The sequence below is a fragment of the Gordonia sp. Z-3 genome, from assembly GCF_036233855.1.
Taxonomy (GTDB): domain Bacteria; phylum Actinomycetota; class Actinomycetes; order Mycobacteriales; family Mycobacteriaceae; genus Gordonia; species Gordonia tangerina.
In genome coordinates this window covers 47,219-63,743 of record NZ_JAZARS010000003.1, presented here as the reverse complement: position 1 = coordinate 63,743, position 16,525 = coordinate 47,219, and the positions used below count along the sequence as shown (strand labels likewise).

Below are 16,525 nucleotides of genomic sequence, written 5' to 3'. Positions count from 1 at the left end.
GTTCACCCTAACGAACGCTCGGCGCCCGCACCCGAGCTCAGGAACCGACGGCGAGTACGGTCGGCACGATCATCGGTCGCCGGCGGTAGGTTTCGGCGACCCAGCGACCCACGGTGCGTCGAATGGTCTGGGCGATTCGATGGGCGTCGGTGATGCCTTCCGCGGCGAGCGCGTCGAGTGCCTGGTCGACGAGATCCGCGGCCGCCTTCAGGGCGTCCGGGTCGTCGGAGAAGCCACGCCCGGACACCTCCGGGGCGGACACCGCCCGGCCGGTGGTGGCATCGATCGCGATCGTGATCGAGATGAATCCGCCCTCACCCAGCACCAGACGTTCCGACAGCGTCGACTCGCCGACGTCGCCGACCGACAGGCCGTCGACATACACGTGCCCGACCGGCACGCGACCGGTGATCGCTGCGCGCCCGTCCACGAGGTCGACCACCACGCCGTCCTCGGCGAGCACCACCCGGTCCTCGGCCACACCGGTGGCGACCGCAAGCGCCGAATTGGCGCGCAGGTGCCGCCATTCACCGTGCACCGGCATGACATTCGACGGCCGGACTGCGTTGTACAGGTACAGCAACTCGCCCGCCGACGCGTGCCCGGACACATGGACCTTCGCGCTCTGCTGGGTGATCACGGTGGCGCCACGCTTGGCGAGCCCGTTGACCACGGCGAACACCGAGTTCTCGTTGCCCGGGATCAGCGACGACGCCAACACCACCAGATCGTCGGCCCGGATGTTGATCTGACGATGTTCGCCACGGGCCATCCGCGACAGCGCCGACAACGGTTCACCCTGCGAACCCGTCGATATCAGCACCAGCCGGTGATCCGGCAGCGTGGCAGCGGTGTCGAGATCCACCAGGACGCCGTCGGGCACCGACAGGTAGCCGAGATCCTGGGCGATCTGCATGTTGCGCACCATCGATCGCCCGACGAAGCAGATCCGACGGTTGTGGGCGTGCGCGACGTCGACGATCTGCTGGATGCGGTGGACATGGCTGGCGAAGGACGCGACGATCACGCGCTGTCTGGCCCGACCGATCACCTGATCGAGGACTCCGCCGATCTCGCGCTCCGGGGTGACGAATCCCGGCACCTCGGCGTTGGTCGAGTCCACGAGGAACAGGTCGACGCCTTCATCACCGAGCCTGCTGAAGCCGGCCAGATCGGTGAGGCGGCCGTCGAGTGGCAACTGGTCGAGTTTGATGTCGCCGGTGTGGAGCGCAACGCCCGCGCCCGTGCGGATCGCCACGGCTATCGCGTCGGGGATGGAGTGGTTGACCGCGAAGTACTCACACTCGAAGGGACCGTGCGTGGTCCGCTCTCCCTCGGTGACCTGCACGAGCTTCGGCCGCAGGCGATGCTCACGACACTTGGCCGCCACCAGCGCCAGAGTGAACTTGGAACCGATGACGGGAATGTCACTGCGCAGCCGCAGCAGGAACGGCACGGCGCCGATGTGATCCTCGTGGCCATGGGTCAGGATGATCGCGTCGACGTCGTCCATCCGGTCTTCGATGTAGGTGAAGTCCGGCAGGATCAGGTCGACACCGGGTTGTGCGTCCTCGGGGAACAACACACCACAGTCGACGATCAACAGCCGACCGTCGTACTCGAACACCGTCATGTTGCGGCCGATCTCGCCGATCCCGCCCAGCGCGACTATCCGCAATCCGTGGCGGGGCGCCCGCGGCGGTGTGCCGAGACGGTCGACGGCCGGCACCGCAGCCGGCTGTGGTTTCTGCTGGCCGCGAGTTCGGTTGTCGGCGCGGCGATCCCGACGCTCGTGGCGGCCGCCACCACTCCGCGACGCTCCGGTCTGTGGTCGTTGTGTCTGCCCAGCAGCGTGTTTCGGCTCGGTGCCGGTGGTTTCTGGGCTGGTGGCCTCTGGGCTGGGCGTCGGCGGATCGACGGGCGCGGCCGGGGGCCCGGCCTGGCGACGTGCGGATCGGCGACGACGGGTGGGTTCGGTCATCGGTCGAGAACACCTGCCGCCCGCAGGTCCGCGATCAACGCTTCGATCTGTGGGCCACCGGCCGGAACCTGCGGCAGTCGTGGCGCCCCGACATCGAGTCCCAAGAGCTGTAGTGATGCCTTGACCATCGTCACCCCACCGAGCCGGCCCATGGCGTTGACCAGCGGCAGCATCGAGGTGTTGATTTCGCGTGCGGTGCGCACGTCGCCCTTGTCGAAGGCGATCTGCATCTCGCGCAGACGATCAGCCACGAGGTGGCCGATCACACTGACGAAACCGGTGGCCCCGACCGACAACCACGGCAGATTGAGCGCATCCTCTCCCGACAGGTACTCGAGATCTGTGGAGGCGATGATGCCGGCCGCCGAGTGCAGGTCACCCTTCGCGTCCTTGACGGCTTTGATCCGCGGGTGCTCGGCGAGGGCGAGCATCGTCTCGTTGGCTATGGGCACCACCGACCGCGGCGGGATGTCGTAGAGCAACACCGGCAGGTCCGTGGAATCGGCGATGGTCCGGAAGTGCGCCAGCAACCCGGCCTGCGGAGGCTTCGAGTAGTAGGGCGTCACGACGAGCAACCCATGCGCGCCCACCTTCTCCGCCTCGACGGAGAAGCGGACACTCTCGGCGGTGTCGTAGCTTCCGGCTCCCTGGGTGATCCGAGCGCGGTCACCAACCGCATCGAGCACCACACGCAGCAGTTCGAGCTTCTCGGGCACCGTGGTGGTGGGCGACTCACCGGTCGTGCCGGAGACGATCAGTCCGTCACACCCCTTGGAGACCAGGTGATCCGCGAGTTCCGCAGCCTTGTCCAGATCCAGCGCACCGTCGGGGGTGAACGGGGTCACCATCGCCACGGCGATGGTCCCGAACGGGTGGTCCTGCGGCTGGTCTGCGCCTGCGTTCATGGTGCTCAAGGCTACCTTCTCTCCAGGGCGCATTCGCGTGTGGGCGCACTGTGTCGCGACGGGTCGACCCGCGGATGCCAACGGCGAGGTCACGCCCCTCCATCACCCGCGGGTCGGGCGCTGTCACCAGGTGCTCTGGGTCGCGGTTCAGGTCGCCGGGCGGGGCGTCGGGACCGCGTCCGGGATCTCGAGGATTCGGCCACCGTGGGTCAGTACGAACAGGCTGTGCGGCGCGAACCGGGTGCCGTTCTTTCCGACGACGAGTCCGGCCGGCAATAGTTCATCGGTCATCAGCACGCAGGCCGATTCGCCGTCGGCCGAGATCCGCCACACCTGCCCCGCACCCCATGCGGCCACATACAGGTTCCCGGCGCCATCGCGCTTGACGTCGTCGAGGTGTGCCAGTGCCAGGCTCGCCGGTGGACGCCAGTAAACCCGCCCGCGACCGGTCGTCGTGTCGATGGCGATGACCTTGGCGTCGAGGGTGAAGGTCTCGGTGACATACAGCGTCTTTCCGTCGGCGCTCACGGTCCCGCCATTGGTACCGCTGCCCTGATAGAAGCCCTTGATGACGTGTCCGTTGGGCAGGATCTTGTCGAGCGATGCCGCGAGGTCGTTCGAGGCGTAGATGCTCCCGTCCGGTCCCCTGGTCAGTCCGTTGCCCTGCGAGACCAGCTGCCGCGCGTAGGCGTGGAAACCCCCGTCGTCCGGGTTCATGCTCAGCAACTGTCCGCTGGGAATGAACTGGCTCAACGGTGCAAGTGTGGTGACGCCGTTGCCGACCACCATCCGGCCGTCGTCGTTGTTCAGCACCCCGAGCGGGAACAGCAGAAACGGATTGATCACGTGGGTGCGCCCAGGCGTGTCCATCCGATGCACGTTGGAACCGAGCCAGTTCGAAACGACAAGGCGACCCTCGTCGTCGAAATCACCGCCCTCGAAGGTCGCCAGATCGGTGGTCAGGACCTGTGGTGGTCCCGCGTTCGGACACGACGGCATCGAGGCGGCCTGATGCGTCGCCGCAGTCGGTGCCGCGGTGGCGTTTGCCGCGACACCTGTCGCGGCGACCGCCGCCACGCATCCGGCTGTGAGCGAAACCGCCAGGCGATGTATCGCCTGGCGGGCGCGCCGCGTGCCGGTCGAATGAATTCTTGCGGTCGAATGGATCCCTGACGTGAACACGGCTGAGTTCCTCCCCCTGGGTACTGCCGCATGAGCGATGAATGCGCCGCTCTCCGGCGGCGCCCACCGATTTGATGCCCGGGATCGATCTCTCACTCGAACTCGACGGCACATCCGGACGACAGTCGAGTGAACGATCCGCCACCGGTATGTGGCCGACCACACAATGGCCCCGCGATGTGGTACGCGGTCAGCCCTCGAGCACGAACGGAGAGGTGGCGACCTCGGTGCCATCGGGGAGGGTGCTGATCTCGAAGTCACCGAAAACCGTCGGCGCCACCCGCATCAGGTGGCGCAGGCACTCCACGGCGAGCTGCCGGATCTCGACATCGGCGTGCTCGGTGGCGCGCATACCGACGAAATGCCGCCATGCCCGATAATTGCCGGTCACCACGATCTTGGTCTCGGTGGCGTTCGGCAACACCGACCGCGCTGCTTGTCGTGCCTGTTTGCGGCGCAGGATCGCATTGGGCACATCGGCGAATTTGGCTTCCAATGCGTCGAGCAATTCGCTGTAGGCCTTGCGCGAGGCGTCGGTGGCCTCGGTGAAGAGCGCCTCGAGTTCGGTGTCACCACGAATTGCCGGGGGCGCCACCACGTTGGCGTCGTGTTCGGGCACGAACCGCTGCGACAGCTGCGAGTAGGAGAAATGCCGATGGCGGATCAGTTCGTGGGTGCACGAGCGGGAGATCCCGGTGATGTAGAAGGTGACCGACGCGTGTTCGAGCAGCGAAGTGTGGCCGACTTCGAGGATGTGGCGCAGATATCCCGCGTTGGTGGCGGTCCGGGGGTTCGGTTTGTCCCAACTCTGGTAGCACGCGCGGCCGGAGAACTCGACCAGCGCTTCCCCACCCTCGGCGTCGGTGGTCCAGTCGACGTCCGGCGGCGGGGTGAACTCGGTCGCAGCCACCATCTGAACCTTCAGCGGCACCAACTCGGACACGTCTGCTCCTCACCACGTCTGCACGATCCGCACCCTGAGGGGACGGGGCGTCGATTGTCCCCCAGTATCGGGCGTCGGGCAGCGCAGTTCGCCACCGGGTCCGGACGAGATCGTCGCCGGGCGGAGTTCACCACGTCACATTCCACCGAACGGCCAGGTGAACGTTCGGCGACGAGGTGGCAAAACACCCAGCAGGTCAGATGACCCGTTGTCCCGATCGCTCGCTACCGCCGAGCAACATGGCGCATGATGTTCGGCGATGTGTCAGTAGCGCCTGATCCGGCCCCGCCGGAAGTGGCGCCCGATGTGGGGGAATCATGTCCGTTCAGTCATCCAGTCAGAATCATGAGCGGGCCGCCACCTCGCGCCGGGCCTTCCTCCGGACCAGTGCCGTGGTCACCGGGGCTGCGGCACTTCCGGTCGTGGCCGGCAGAGCGACTGCGGCCCCGGCATCTACTGCGGTCTTCGCACATGGGGTCGCTTCCGGGGACCCGCTGCCCGATGGGGTCATCCTCTGGACCAGGGTGACCCCGACCCCCGCAGCGCGACCGGGTTCGGGCCTCGGTCCGGCCACCGGGGTCACGTGGGAGGTCGCGCGCGACGACTCGTTCGCCACGGTCGTCGCCTCTGGCACCGTCACCACGGCGGCGGGCACCGACCACACCGTGAAGGTCGACGTCGCCGGCTTGGCCGCGAACACCCGATACACCTACCGATTCCGAGTGACGTCCGGCCCGGCAACCGGAGCGATGTCCCCCGTGGGATACACCCGGACCGCGCCCGCGCCCAACGCCGACGTGAGCCGCGTCCGGTTCGGCGTGGTCTCGTGTTCCAACTGGGAAGCAGGCTATTTCGGGGCGTACCGTCATCTCCGCGCTCATCGCGACCTCACCGCGGTCGTGCACCTCGGCGACTACTTCTACGAATACGAGAGCGACGGATACACCGGCAAGTCCGGAGTGGTGCGCGCCACCTCCCCCACCAACGAGACCGTGACCCTACGCGATTATCGGATGCGGCACGCGCAGTACAAGACCGACCCGGATCTCGCCGAGCTACATCGCCGTGTGCCGTGGATCTGCACCTGGGACGATCACGAGTCCGCCAACGACTCTTGGAAGGGTGGCGCCGAGAACCACGACGCGAGCGAGGGCCCCTGGGGGACACGGAAAGCGGCGTCGGAGAAGGCGTACTACGAGTGGATGCCGGTGCGCCCCGCCGCCGGACCGAACGGCCGCCACCTTTACCGGCGCCTCGGCTTCGGTCGCCTGTTGGAACTGTCGATGCTGGACCTGCGCACCTACCGCGATGAGCAGGTCTCTGCCACGTCGCGGCGTGTCGACGACCAGTCCCGCAGCATCACCGGTGCCGCCCAGATGGGTTGGCTGACGGAGGGTTTGACCTCGTCGACGACGCGATGGCGAATCGTCGGCAACCCGGTGATGATCTCGCCGGTGCTGGTTCCGCCGCTCGACGAACGAAACGCCGCCGCCCTCACTGAGGTGCTCGGGCTGCCCAGGCAGGGCGTCCCCTACAACGCCGATCAATGGGACGGCTACACCGCCGACCGCACCCGGCTGCTCGACGCCATCCGGACCAACAACGTAGACAACGTGGTGTTCATCACCGGTGACATCCATTCATCCTGGGCCTGCGACATCCCGGCCGACCCCGCTCGCTATCCGGCCGCCGGTACCGTCGCCACCGAATTGGTGGTGCCGTCGGTGACCTCGTCGAACGTCGACGACATTCTCGGGGTCCCCGAGCACACCGTGGGCAATGCGGTCCCCGCCGCGATCATGACCGCCAACCGACATGTGCGCTGGAACGACTTCGACGCGCACGGCTACGCGGTGCTCACCGTCACGCCGGCCGCCGCCCAGATGGACTGGTATTTCGTCAACGACAAGACCGATCCGCAGACGGGCCGGTACCACGCGCGGTCGTTTCGGGTGGCCTCGGGAAGCCAACGCGTCCAGTCGGTTTCGCAGCCACAGGACTGACGGTCGGCGGCGGGCGATCGTTCAGCCGACGATCGCCGAGAGCTTTTCGTGGGTGTCGCGCCACCCGTCCACGGCGATCGAGGTGATACCGAGATCCTGGACCGGCCGATCGTTGCCGCCCTCGTCCAGGCGATCGCCGAAGAAGAGGATGTCGTCGATGCCCAGCTCCAGGATGTCCATGAGTTTGCGAGCGCCGTAGGCCTTGTCGATGCCTTTCTTGGTGACATCGACCGATGTTGAACCGCCGCTACGCACCTCGAGGTCGGGCAGCCGCTGCGCTGCGTAGGCGCGCAGCGACTCCTTCTTCGCACCGTCGGGATCCCAGGCGGCCTTCGCGTCGACCGGCGCGGTCTGTCCGAGTGCGCTGAAAGTTATCTGGCTACCGCGGTCCTCCAGGATCGGGCCCCAGGTCTCGGTCTCCCACAGACCGAGTTCTTGCGCCCCGGTTTCGAGGACATCGAGGGTGCGCTGCTTCTCGTCGTCGGTGAGGTACTCCGCGTAGACCGTCTCCCACCCGGTGCCCGACCAGCGCACGTACTGGGTTCCGCAGGTGGGCATCAGGTGTAGGTTGCCGGCTCCCGCAAACTCCCCGAGCCGCGCGATCACCTGCTTTTCGAACTGGGTGAAACGCCCACCGGAGATGACACAGCCCATGGTGTCGTCGAGCATCCGGGCCAGCACGGCGGCCATCTCATCTGGCAGCGGACTCTTCGACGGCGCCAGGGTGTCGTCGAGGTCGAACATGACCAGCGAATAGTCGTTGCCCTGGTACGAAACCGTCATCGTCTGCCTTTCCGGTCGCCGACGCCAGTCGGCACGAACGTGTCGACAGCAGCATGTCATTGTCCGGCCGGCCACGCACGAACGGGTGGACCGAGATCACCTCACATCGGCCGCATCCGGCGCCACCACTGCCGACCTCGCAGTCGCTTCGAGCAGCGCGAGTGCCGACTCGGTGTCCACTCGCGCGAGCACGTTCGCCGCGATCACCGCCCCCGCCACCGATCGAGCGCGTGCCTCGACAACACGCTCAGGCGCCGACGAATCCGCTGCGCGGGCCCCGGCCAACACCGCATCGAGCAGTTCACGGTGGTACGCGGCGATCACTTCGCGCACGGCCGAGTCGTCACCCAGCGACGTCGCCGCCGTCCCCACCAGCAGGCACCCGGTCGGTTCGTCGGAGTCGGCGCGCTGTTCGATCGCCACACCGAGGTCGCGGAGGTAGTCCTGGAGCGCATGCGGCGACACCCGGTCGCCGGTGAGACCACGCAGGCGCGGCCGGACGACGGTATCGAGGTAATCGAGAACTGCGGCGTCGAACAAGCCCCGCATGCTGCCGAACGCATGGTAGACGCTCGACCGCGACAGCCCCGTCGCGCGTTCGACATCGGTCACCGAGACCTTGTCGAAACCGTTTCGCCAGAACAGATTCCGCGCTCGGGAGATCACGTTTGCGGCGTCATAGCCCGGGTGGCGACCCATACCCACTCCCTCGCTCGGTTGTCGTTTCGGCGACTCGATCTCTATTCTGGACCGAGCAGTTCACAATTGCCAACTCAGCGGGAGGTTCCGATGACCGTGACCAGCACCCAGATCCAACTCGTCAACCGACCGACCGGCTGGCCCGAACCCAAGGACTTCAGCACTGTCACCGTCGAGTACGGCGACCTCGCGGCAGGCCAGGTCCGGGTCGCCAACGAGTTCATCTCGGTCGACCCGTACATGCGTGGGCGGATGATCGACACCCGCAGCTACATCCCGCCGTTCCAGCTCGACGAGACGATGACGGGCGGCGCGGTGGGTCGCGTCGTCGCCACGACGGTCGACGACCTGCCCGTCGGCACACTCGTCAGCCACATGCTCGGCTGGCGCGACGTCACTCAGGCGGACGCGGGTGAGTTCCGCGCGCTACCCGACCCCCCCACGGGTGCAGCGTCGTCGATCTATCTCGGTGTGTTGGGCATGACGGGGCTGACCGCGTACGTGGGTCTGTTGACGATCGCATCGATGCAGCCCGGCGACACCGTGTTCATCTCGGGCGCAGCGGGCGCGGTGGGCACCGCCGCCGCACAGATCGCCCGCCTCAAAGGCGCACACCGCGTCATCGGCTCGGCCGGGTCGGCAGAGAAGGTGGCACTGCTGACCGACCGATACGGGTATGACGCCGCGTTCAACTACAAGGACGGTCCGGTGCGTCGACAGCTGCGCGATGCTGCGCCCGACGGGATCGACGTGTACTTCGACAACGTCGGCGGCGACCACCTCGAGGCGGCGCTCGACTCGTTCAACGACGGTGGCCGCGCCGCCCTCTGTGGCGCGATCGCACAGTACAACGCCACCAGCCGCACGCCGGGGCCATCGAACATGGCCAACATCATCACCCGCGGATTGACGTTGCGTGGCTTCACCATCGGCAACCACTTCGACCAGGCCGGCGAGTTCAACCGGGAGATGAGCGGCTGGTTCGCCGACGGCAAGATCGTGCATGACGAGACAGTGGTGACGGGCATCGACAACGCGGTGGACGCCTTCCTCGGTCTCATGCGCGGGGAGAACACCGGAAAGATGGTCGTGCGCACGTCCTGACCGTCAGGCGCGAGCGATCTCGGCGCGCAACGCGCCGGCGAGATCGCCGCGTCCGCCGACGACCACGTCGTCGAGGCCCAGCCACCCGGCCATGTTTCGAAGGTCATCCGCGAGACGTTCGGCGACAACGGTTCTGGGGCGTTCGTCCTCGAGGAATGCGCCGAGCACGCGCAGCGTCCGCTCTCGACGGTCCGCCTTGAGATCGACACGCGCGACGATGTCGTCATCCATCAGGTACGGCAGCACGTAATAGCCGTGGACACGTTTGTGCTCGGGCACGTAGATCTCGATGCGATAGTGGAAGTCGAAAAGCCGCTCGGTGCGCGGCCGGTAGAAGATGAGCGGATCGAAGGGTGACAGGATCGCCGAGCGTTCGACGCGGCGCGGGATGCGCGCGTCGGCGTGAAGGTAGGCGGTGTCGCGCCAGCCTGCCACCGCCACCGGCGTCAGCACACCCGAGTCCACCAGGTCATCCACGGCGGGCCGGACGTCGGCGGTCTTGGTCCGGTAGTAGTCGGCGAGATCGGCGATGGTCGCGACACCGAGTGCACGCCCGGCCTGTGCGGTGAGTTCACGGTGTGCGTCGGCACGGTCGACACGTGCGGTGACCCCGGCACCGATGACCCGTTCGGCGAGATCGTAATGGCGCGCGAAGTTCTCGTTGCGCACCGCAGACAGGTCTCCGGCGGCGAACATGGCCTCGCAGACGTGTTTCACGTCGCCGCGATGCCACCAGCCGCCGGGCTGACCCGGGACACGCTCGATTCCGAGGTGATCCTCGATCTGTTTCGGGGTACTGGGCCCGCATTCGGCGATGACATCGTGCACATCGCAGGCGAGTTCGCGGTTGTTGCGCATCACCTCGCGGGTGTACCGATATCGTCCGTCGCGGAATTCATCTCTGCGCCAACCGAACAACGGCCAGTCCTCGATCGGTATCAGTGCCGCCTCATGCGCCCAGTACTCCGCCAGCAGTCGTGATCGGTGACGCGGACGCCACGCTGCGCGATCCAGCAACTGCATGTCGTAGACACCCAAGCGACTGAACAGCGGCATGTAGTGCGCGCGGACCGCGATGTTGACCGAGTCCATCTGTAGCAGCCGGGTGCGCCCCACGACGCGTCGCAGATGTGCCAGGGTCGGCGCGACCGTCGGCAACCGATCGGTGAAACCCTGCGCTGCCAGCGCGATCCGACGTGCCTGATGGATTGAGAGTGCGCGAGTCATCCGCGCACGAGCGCATGTCTGACGTAATCGACGAATCGATACCGGGTTCCGGTCGACGACGTCTGCCACTCCCCTGTGTCCGATGTGTCCCACACGTACGGGTCGATTTCAGGCGCGAAGGTGTCCGCCGACTCCACCAGCATGTCGATCTCGGTGACCCGCAGATGTGTCGCGCTGGTCATCGCGACCTCATAGATCTGACCGCCACCGATGACCGTGACAGGCCCTGTGATGAGTTCGAGGGCGTCGTCGAGGGTGTGCACGATCTCTGCGCCGGCGGCGTCCAACGCGGCCGATCGGGTGATGACCACGTTGCGACGATTGGGCAATGGTCGAAAACGGTCCGGCAGCGACTCCCAGGTCTTGCGTCCCATCACCACCGGATGGGTACCGGTCAGCTCGCGGAACCGCCGCATGTCCTCCGGCACATGCCAGGGAATGGTGTTGGCCCGGCCGATAGCGCCGCTGCGGTCCTGCGCCCACAACAAGGTGATGGTGGTGGCCATCTCAGACCGCCACCGGCGCTTTGATTCCCGGGTGGGACTCATAGCCGACGACCGCGATGTCGTCGAAGTCGTAGTCGGAGATCGTCGCGGCTCGTCGAAGTTCGAGCCTCGGATAGGGATAGGGGTCCCGGGACAGTTGCAACTGCACTTGTTCGACGTGATTGTCGTAGATATGGCAGTCGCCGCCGGTCCACACGAAGTCGCCGACCTCGAGATCGGCCTGCTGGGCCATCATGTGAGTGAGCAGCGCATACGACGCGATGTTGAACGGTACGCCGAGGAACAGGTCGGCACTGCGCTGGTAGAGCTGACAGGACAACTTGCCGTCGGCGACGTAGAACTGGAAGAACGCGTGACACGGCGGCAACGCCATCTGCGGGATCTCCCCGACATTCCAGGCGGACACGATGTTGCGCCGCGAATCGGGGTTCGTCTTGAGGAGTTCCAGCGCCGCCCCGATCTGATCGATGTGCTCACCCGACGGGGTGGGCCAGCTACGCCACTGGACGCCGTAGACCGGCCCGAGATCGCCGTCCGCGTCGGCCCACTCATCCCAGATGCTCACGCCACGCTCCTGCAACCACCGGACGTTGGAATCTCCGCGCAGAAACCACAGCAACTCGTAGATGATGGACTTCAGGTGCACCTTCTTGGTGGTGATCAGCGGGAAGCCTTCGGTGAGGTCATAGCGCAGCTGATGCCCGAACAGGCTGCGCGTCCCGGTTCCGGTGCGATCGGCCTTCGGCGTCCCCGTCTCGAGGACCAGGCGCAACAGATCCTCGTAGGGGGTCGGGACGCCCCCCGCCGGCGTGATGTCTCGGATGGCCGTACTCACGCCGTCCAGTCTAGGACGGTCGGTACGGCAACCGGACGATCGGCTCGCGCACGAAGTCGGCCGGCTCGACCGACCTGGTCATACGCCAGTAGTCGATGATCCGCCACGGCAACACGGCCACCACCCGACCGTCGTCATTGCGGTACCAGTTGGTCATCGCCGGGTGGGTCCACACCATCCGGGCATGCGCCTCATCGACGGCCCTGTTGTAGTCGGCGGTCACGTCATGGCGCACTTCCAGGGCACCGAGTCGTTCACGGGCCATCAGCGCGATCGCGTCGGCCACGTAGCGGACCTGATATTCGAGGATGCTGATGAAGCTTCCGCCATGACCGAGTGCCGTGTTGGGTCCGGTCAGCACGAACAGGTTGGGGAAGTCGGGCGCCGTGATGCCGAGGTAGGCGAAGGCGTCATTCTCGCCCCACACCTCGTCCGTGGAGCGACCACTGCGGCCCCGCACATCCATCGGGTACAGGAACCGATCGCTGTGGAAACCGGTGGCCAATACGATGATGTCGAAATCCCGGGCACTGCCGTCGGCGTCGATGACTCCGGTCCGCGTCACCTTCTCAACCGCGCGCGGTATGAGGTCGACATTGTCGCGGCGCAACATCGAGTACCAGCCGTTGTCGAGCAGCATGCGTTTGCCGAAGGGCGGGTAATCCGGCGTCGAGAGCTCAATGAGATCCTCCCGGTCACCGAGCTGCTCACGCAGATAACGAAGGTAGAAGCCGCGATGCCCGTGGTTGGCCGCGTTGATCGACGCAGTCGCCTCCGGCCAGTCCGGGTCCACCTGCAGCGTTGGGTGCACCTTGTCGTTGAAGATCCATGACAACCGTGCCCGATACCATTCCCGATATCCCGGAACGTGATCCATCAACCAGTGCACGTCGTCACCCACCGGGGCGAAGTAGTCGTCGTTGGGGGCGATCCACTGCGGTGAACGTTGGAACACCGTCAACGACTCCACGTCGTCGACGATTGCCGGTCCGATCTGCATGGCACTGGCACCGGAGCCGACAATTGCCACCCGCTTGCCGGTCAACGCGCCGGGTTCGTCGAGCTCGGTCGGCCACTGCGCCGAGTGGAAGATCCGGCCCGCGAAGTCGTCCATCCCCGGCAGTGCGGGGATCTTGGGACGGTTGAGCAAACCCACGGCGCTGATCACCAGCCGTGCCTCCAGTGTTTCGCACACGCCGTCGCGATCACGGGTTCGCACCGCCCACTGCTGGGCGGCGGGGTCGTAGGCGGCCGATTCGACCTCCACTCCGAAGCGGATTCGGCTGCGCAGGCGATGCTCATCCGCGTAGGCGGCCAGGTAGCCCTGCACCTCGTCACGCTTACCGAAGTGCGTCGACCAGTGATGTTCGAATGACGAGATCGAGTAGAGGTAGCTCGGCGTGTCCACACCGGCGCCCGGGTAGCGGTTCTCCCACCACGAGCCACCTACTTCGTCGTTCTTCTCCAGCACGATGTGCTCGACCCCGGCCGCCGCCAGTTGTACCGACATCAGCATTCCGGCGACACCCGCCCCGATCACGATGGCCGTCAGCTGACTCGTATCAAGCGGCTCCGCCGAGACTCGAGGTTCCGTTGTCCCGCCGACGATCTCCGCCATCATCGGACTGAACTCATGCGGGACCGATTCGCCGGCGGTGAAATCCAGGACGGCAGCGATCTCGTCCTCACTCATCTGCCGACGCGGCGGGCTCCCGGCTGTGTGCCACCGACACACTGCCTCGACCACGGCATCGCAGATCTCGTCACGCACCTCCGGTGCCAGTCCACCTGTCCGATTGTCGTCCATCCCGCGTGGCCTGCTGGGACGGTATCGCTCGGCGAGCCAGTGTCTGTCCCCGGTCATCTCGACCAATGTGGCGATCAGGGTGGGGACATTGCCGGCGCGGGTCGCGTCGCGCAGACGGGCGACGTCGACAGGAGCCAGACTGCGTTCGGTGACACTCGGCATGAGCAATACTAACCATGGTTAGTTTAATCCCGTCAAGCATGAGGATTTGCGCAAACAGACACCTTGACACCACCAGTATCGCCATGTCAGTGTGATCCGCATCATGCTAACTGCGGTTAGTGCAATCAAGACGAGGAGAGCTGCGGATGGAACTCAGTGACGCAATGCGGTCGACCGGGACGTGCCGCTACTTCAGCGACGAGTACGTCTCCGACGAGGTGCTGTACCAGGCGTTCGACAACGCCAGGTTCGGCCCGCAGGGTGGCAACCGACAGCCGGTGCGGTGGGTGGCCGTGCGTGACGCGGAGACCAAGAAGCGGCTCGCGGAGCTCTATCTCCCCTACTGGGAGGGTTACTACGCGGCGGTGATCGAGGGCAGCAAGGCGGTGGGCGCAGTGCCCGCGACGGTGCAGTCGGCCAACAATTTCGCACACAAGCTGGCCGATGTGCCGGTGATGATCGTCGTGTGCGCGGAGGCCGAAGGTCTGCATCCGACCGATCACGAGCTCGGACGCCTCTCCGTGGTCGGCGGGGCGTCGATTTATCCGACAGTCCAGAACCTGACTCTCGCCCTGCGTGAGCAGGGCGTCGCATCGGCACTGACCACCCTTCTGTGCGCCGAGGAACCGGCCGTCAAGGAACTGCTCAACATCCCGGACGGCTACATCACCGCCGCGCACATCGCCGTGGGATATCCGCGGGATGGTTTCCCGCGCAAGCTCACTCGGACGCCAGTCGAGGAAATCGCCTTCCTGGACCGGTTCGACACCCCGATGTTCGCATGAGCGCGCCCACGCGGGAACCGGTGCGCGGGCTATCGGAGGTACAGACGTCCCCGCTGGGTCGGGCGACGATCGGTGACCAACTTCGCCGACTCGCCCAGACGCAGGGAAGAAAGCCGGCAATCATCGCCTACTCCGCCGACGGTTCCCGGCATGTCACGACCTACGGCGAGCTGAACAGGCGGGCCAACCGCTTCGCGAACGCACTCACGAACCTGGGCGTCGGGCGCGGCGACGGGGTCGCGGTGATGAGCCGTAACCGTGTGGAGTCGGTGATCGCCTACTACGGGGCACTCAAGATCGGCGCGTACTACTCGGGCATCAGCGCGCTGTTCGGTGAACGTGAGATCGCACAGCAGGTCAATCACCTCAGACCTGCCGTACTCGTGGTCGCCGCCGAGCACGCGACGGTGGCCGGACCTGTCGCCGAACACGCCGATTCACGGGTGATCGTCGTGGGCGATGCTCCCGCGACGACCTGGCCGACCTTTGACGCCGTGCTGGCCGACTCCTCTGATGACGAGCCGGTCGCCGACGTCGACGAGCACGATCTCGCCATGATCGTCTACACATCCGGCACCGAATCCACACCGAAGGGTGTGGAGATCGCGCATCGTAACTACCTCATCTCCACCGCGCCGGCCTACACATGGGGGCTGCGTTGCCTTCCCGACGACGTGTGGCTCTACGTGATGCCGTTCCACACGATCGCAGGGATCGGTTCGCTGACTTCGCTGACGCTACTCGGCGCCACCCTGGTACTGCCCGCATCGGTGGATCCCGGAACGTCACTGAGACTGATTCGCGACGAGTCCATCTCGGTGCTCGCGCAGACACCGACGTTCTTCATCGCACTGGCGAACCACGAGGAATTCGGTCCGCATACCGTCGGGACCGTGCGTCGCTGCCTCACCTACGGCGGTCAGGTGTCGCCGTTCGCCGTCGACGCGTGGGCAGATGCGACACCCGAATCGGTGTGGGGCACCTACTGGGGTCAGTCCGAACTCACCCAGTTGGGTTCGGTTGGCTGGTTCAAGCGGCTCGAGGACGTGCCCGACAACGACCCGACCTGGATCGGGAAGCCGGTGGGCCACCTGGAGATCCGCGTGGTGGACGCCAACGGCGACGACTCCGTGGAGGGCGAACTGCTGTGCCGGACGCCATCGGTGATGCTCGGCTACCACAAGGACCCCGAACGCACCGCCGACGCGCTGGCCGACGGTTGGGTACACACCGGCGACATTGTCCGGGTCGATGACGATGGCAACCTCTTCTTCCGCGATCGTCGCAAGGACATGATCAAGACAGGCGGATTCAACGTGTCATCGCAGGAGGTCGAGCGAACACTGCAGGGCCATCCTGACGTTCTGCGTGCGGCTGTCGTCGGTCTGCCCGACGACTACTGGTCTGAGGCAGTCACCGCGTTCATTGTGTTGCGGGACGGGGCGAGCACCACCGCTGACGATCTTCGGCAGTACTGTCGAAACGATCTGGCTTCCTACAAGATCCCCAAGACAGTGCACCTCGTGACTGAGTTGCCCACCGATCCGCAGGGGAAATTGCTCAAGCGGGAGCTGCGCAGACAGTTCGGAAAGGGTTGATGGGC

At 65.9% G+C, this 16,525-nt stretch carries 14 protein-coding genes; 4 read left to right on the top strand and 10 right to left on the bottom strand.

Annotated features, from left to right (window positions below):
- Positions 1 to 37 precede the first annotated feature (37 nt).
- From VX037_RS03935 to thyX, 4 genes are all read right to left on the bottom strand, one after another.
- Positions 38 to 1,981 carry a ribonuclease J gene (locus tag VX037_RS03935; protein ID WP_287016040.1) on the bottom strand — a complete coding sequence of 648 codons (1,944 nt, stop codon included), beginning with the start codon at positions 1,979 to 1,981 and terminating at the stop codon, positions 38 to 40.
- Positions 1,978 to 2,886, bottom strand: a complete 909-nt coding sequence (gene dapA / locus VX037_RS03930; protein WP_235722199.1) for a 4-hydroxy-tetrahydrodipicolinate synthase — start codon at positions 2,884 to 2,886, stop codon at positions 1,978 to 1,980. Before dapA ends, VX037_RS03935 begins: the two co-directional genes overlap by 4 nt.
- Before the next feature lie 147 nt (positions 2,887 to 3,033).
- Positions 3,034 to 3,963, bottom strand: a complete 930-nt coding sequence (locus tag VX037_RS03925; protein WP_328713303.1) for an SMP-30/gluconolactonase/LRE family protein — start codon at positions 3,961 to 3,963, stop codon at positions 3,034 to 3,036.
- Between the two features lie 295 nt (positions 3,964 to 4,258).
- Positions 4,259 to 5,011: an FAD-dependent thymidylate synthase gene (gene thyX, locus VX037_RS03920; protein ID WP_287016043.1), complete on the bottom strand. Its 753-nt coding sequence runs from the start codon at positions 5,009 to 5,011 to the stop codon at positions 4,259 to 4,261.
- A gap of 317 nt (positions 5,012 to 5,328) precedes the next feature.
- Between thyX and VX037_RS03915 the strand changes: the two genes are divergently transcribed.
- A complete protein-coding gene (locus tag VX037_RS03915; protein WP_328713302.1) occupies positions 5,329 to 7,014 on the top strand; it encodes an alkaline phosphatase D family protein in 1,686 nt (561 codons plus the stop codon).
- Positions 7,015 to 7,035: 21 nt separating this feature from the next.
- Here VX037_RS03915 and VX037_RS03910 read toward each other — a convergent pair whose 3' ends face one another.
- A complete protein-coding gene (locus tag VX037_RS03910; protein ID WP_328713300.1) occupies positions 7,036 to 7,797 on the bottom strand; it encodes an HAD-IIB family hydrolase in 762 nt (253 codons plus the stop codon).
- A 96-nt stretch (positions 7,798 to 7,893) separates the two neighbouring features.
- On the bottom strand, positions 7,894 to 8,496 hold the full coding sequence (locus tag VX037_RS03905; RefSeq protein ID WP_328713298.1) for a TetR/AcrR family transcriptional regulator: 603 nt from the start codon (positions 8,494 to 8,496) through the stop codon (positions 7,894 to 7,896).
- 90 nt (positions 8,497 to 8,586) lie between these two features.
- On the opposite strand from VX037_RS03905, the gene VX037_RS03900 reads away from it, so the two are divergent.
- A complete protein-coding gene (locus tag VX037_RS03900; RefSeq protein ID WP_328713296.1) occupies positions 8,587 to 9,600 on the top strand; it encodes an NADP-dependent oxidoreductase in 1,014 nt (337 codons plus the stop codon).
- 3 nt (positions 9,601 to 9,603) lie between these two features.
- Here VX037_RS03900 and VX037_RS03895 read toward each other — a convergent pair whose 3' ends face one another.
- The 4 genes from VX037_RS03895 to VX037_RS03880 are packed head-to-tail and all read right to left on the bottom strand — an operon-like array spanning position 9,604 to position 14,137.
- Positions 9,604 to 10,827: a winged helix-turn-helix domain-containing protein gene (locus VX037_RS03895; RefSeq protein WP_328713294.1), complete on the bottom strand. Its 1,224-nt coding sequence runs from the start codon at positions 10,825 to 10,827 to the stop codon at positions 9,604 to 9,606.
- Complete coding sequence (locus VX037_RS03890; RefSeq protein WP_235722208.1) at positions 10,824 to 11,333, bottom strand: dihydrofolate reductase; 510 nt, start codon at positions 11,331 to 11,333, stop codon at positions 10,824 to 10,826. The genes VX037_RS03895 and VX037_RS03890 overlap by 4 nt, the downstream gene beginning before the upstream one ends.
- A 1-nt stretch (position 11,334) precedes the next feature.
- The gene (locus VX037_RS03885) at positions 11,335 to 12,168 is read right to left on the bottom strand and encodes a thymidylate synthase (RefSeq protein WP_235722209.1); all 834 of its coding nucleotides are present in this window, start codon (positions 12,166 to 12,168) and stop codon (positions 11,335 to 11,337) included.
- Between the two features lie 10 nt (positions 12,169 to 12,178).
- Entirely contained in the window at positions 12,179 to 14,137 is a 1,959-nt protein-coding gene (locus tag VX037_RS03880) for a flavin-containing monooxygenase (RefSeq protein ID WP_328713292.1), read from the bottom strand.
- A gap of 146 nt (positions 14,138 to 14,283) precedes the next feature.
- On the opposite strand from VX037_RS03880, the gene VX037_RS03875 reads away from it, so the two are divergent.
- Positions 14,284 to 14,922 carry a nitroreductase family protein gene (locus VX037_RS03875; protein ID WP_328713290.1) on the top strand — a complete coding sequence of 213 codons (639 nt, stop codon included), beginning with the start codon at positions 14,284 to 14,286 and terminating at the stop codon, positions 14,920 to 14,922.
- Positions 14,919 to 16,520, top strand: a complete 1,602-nt coding sequence (locus VX037_RS03870; protein ID WP_328713289.1) for a class I adenylate-forming enzyme family protein — start codon at positions 14,919 to 14,921, stop codon at positions 16,518 to 16,520. The genes VX037_RS03875 and VX037_RS03870 overlap by 4 nt, the downstream gene beginning before the upstream one ends.
- The last annotated feature ends 5 nt before the right edge of the window (positions 16,521 to 16,525 follow it).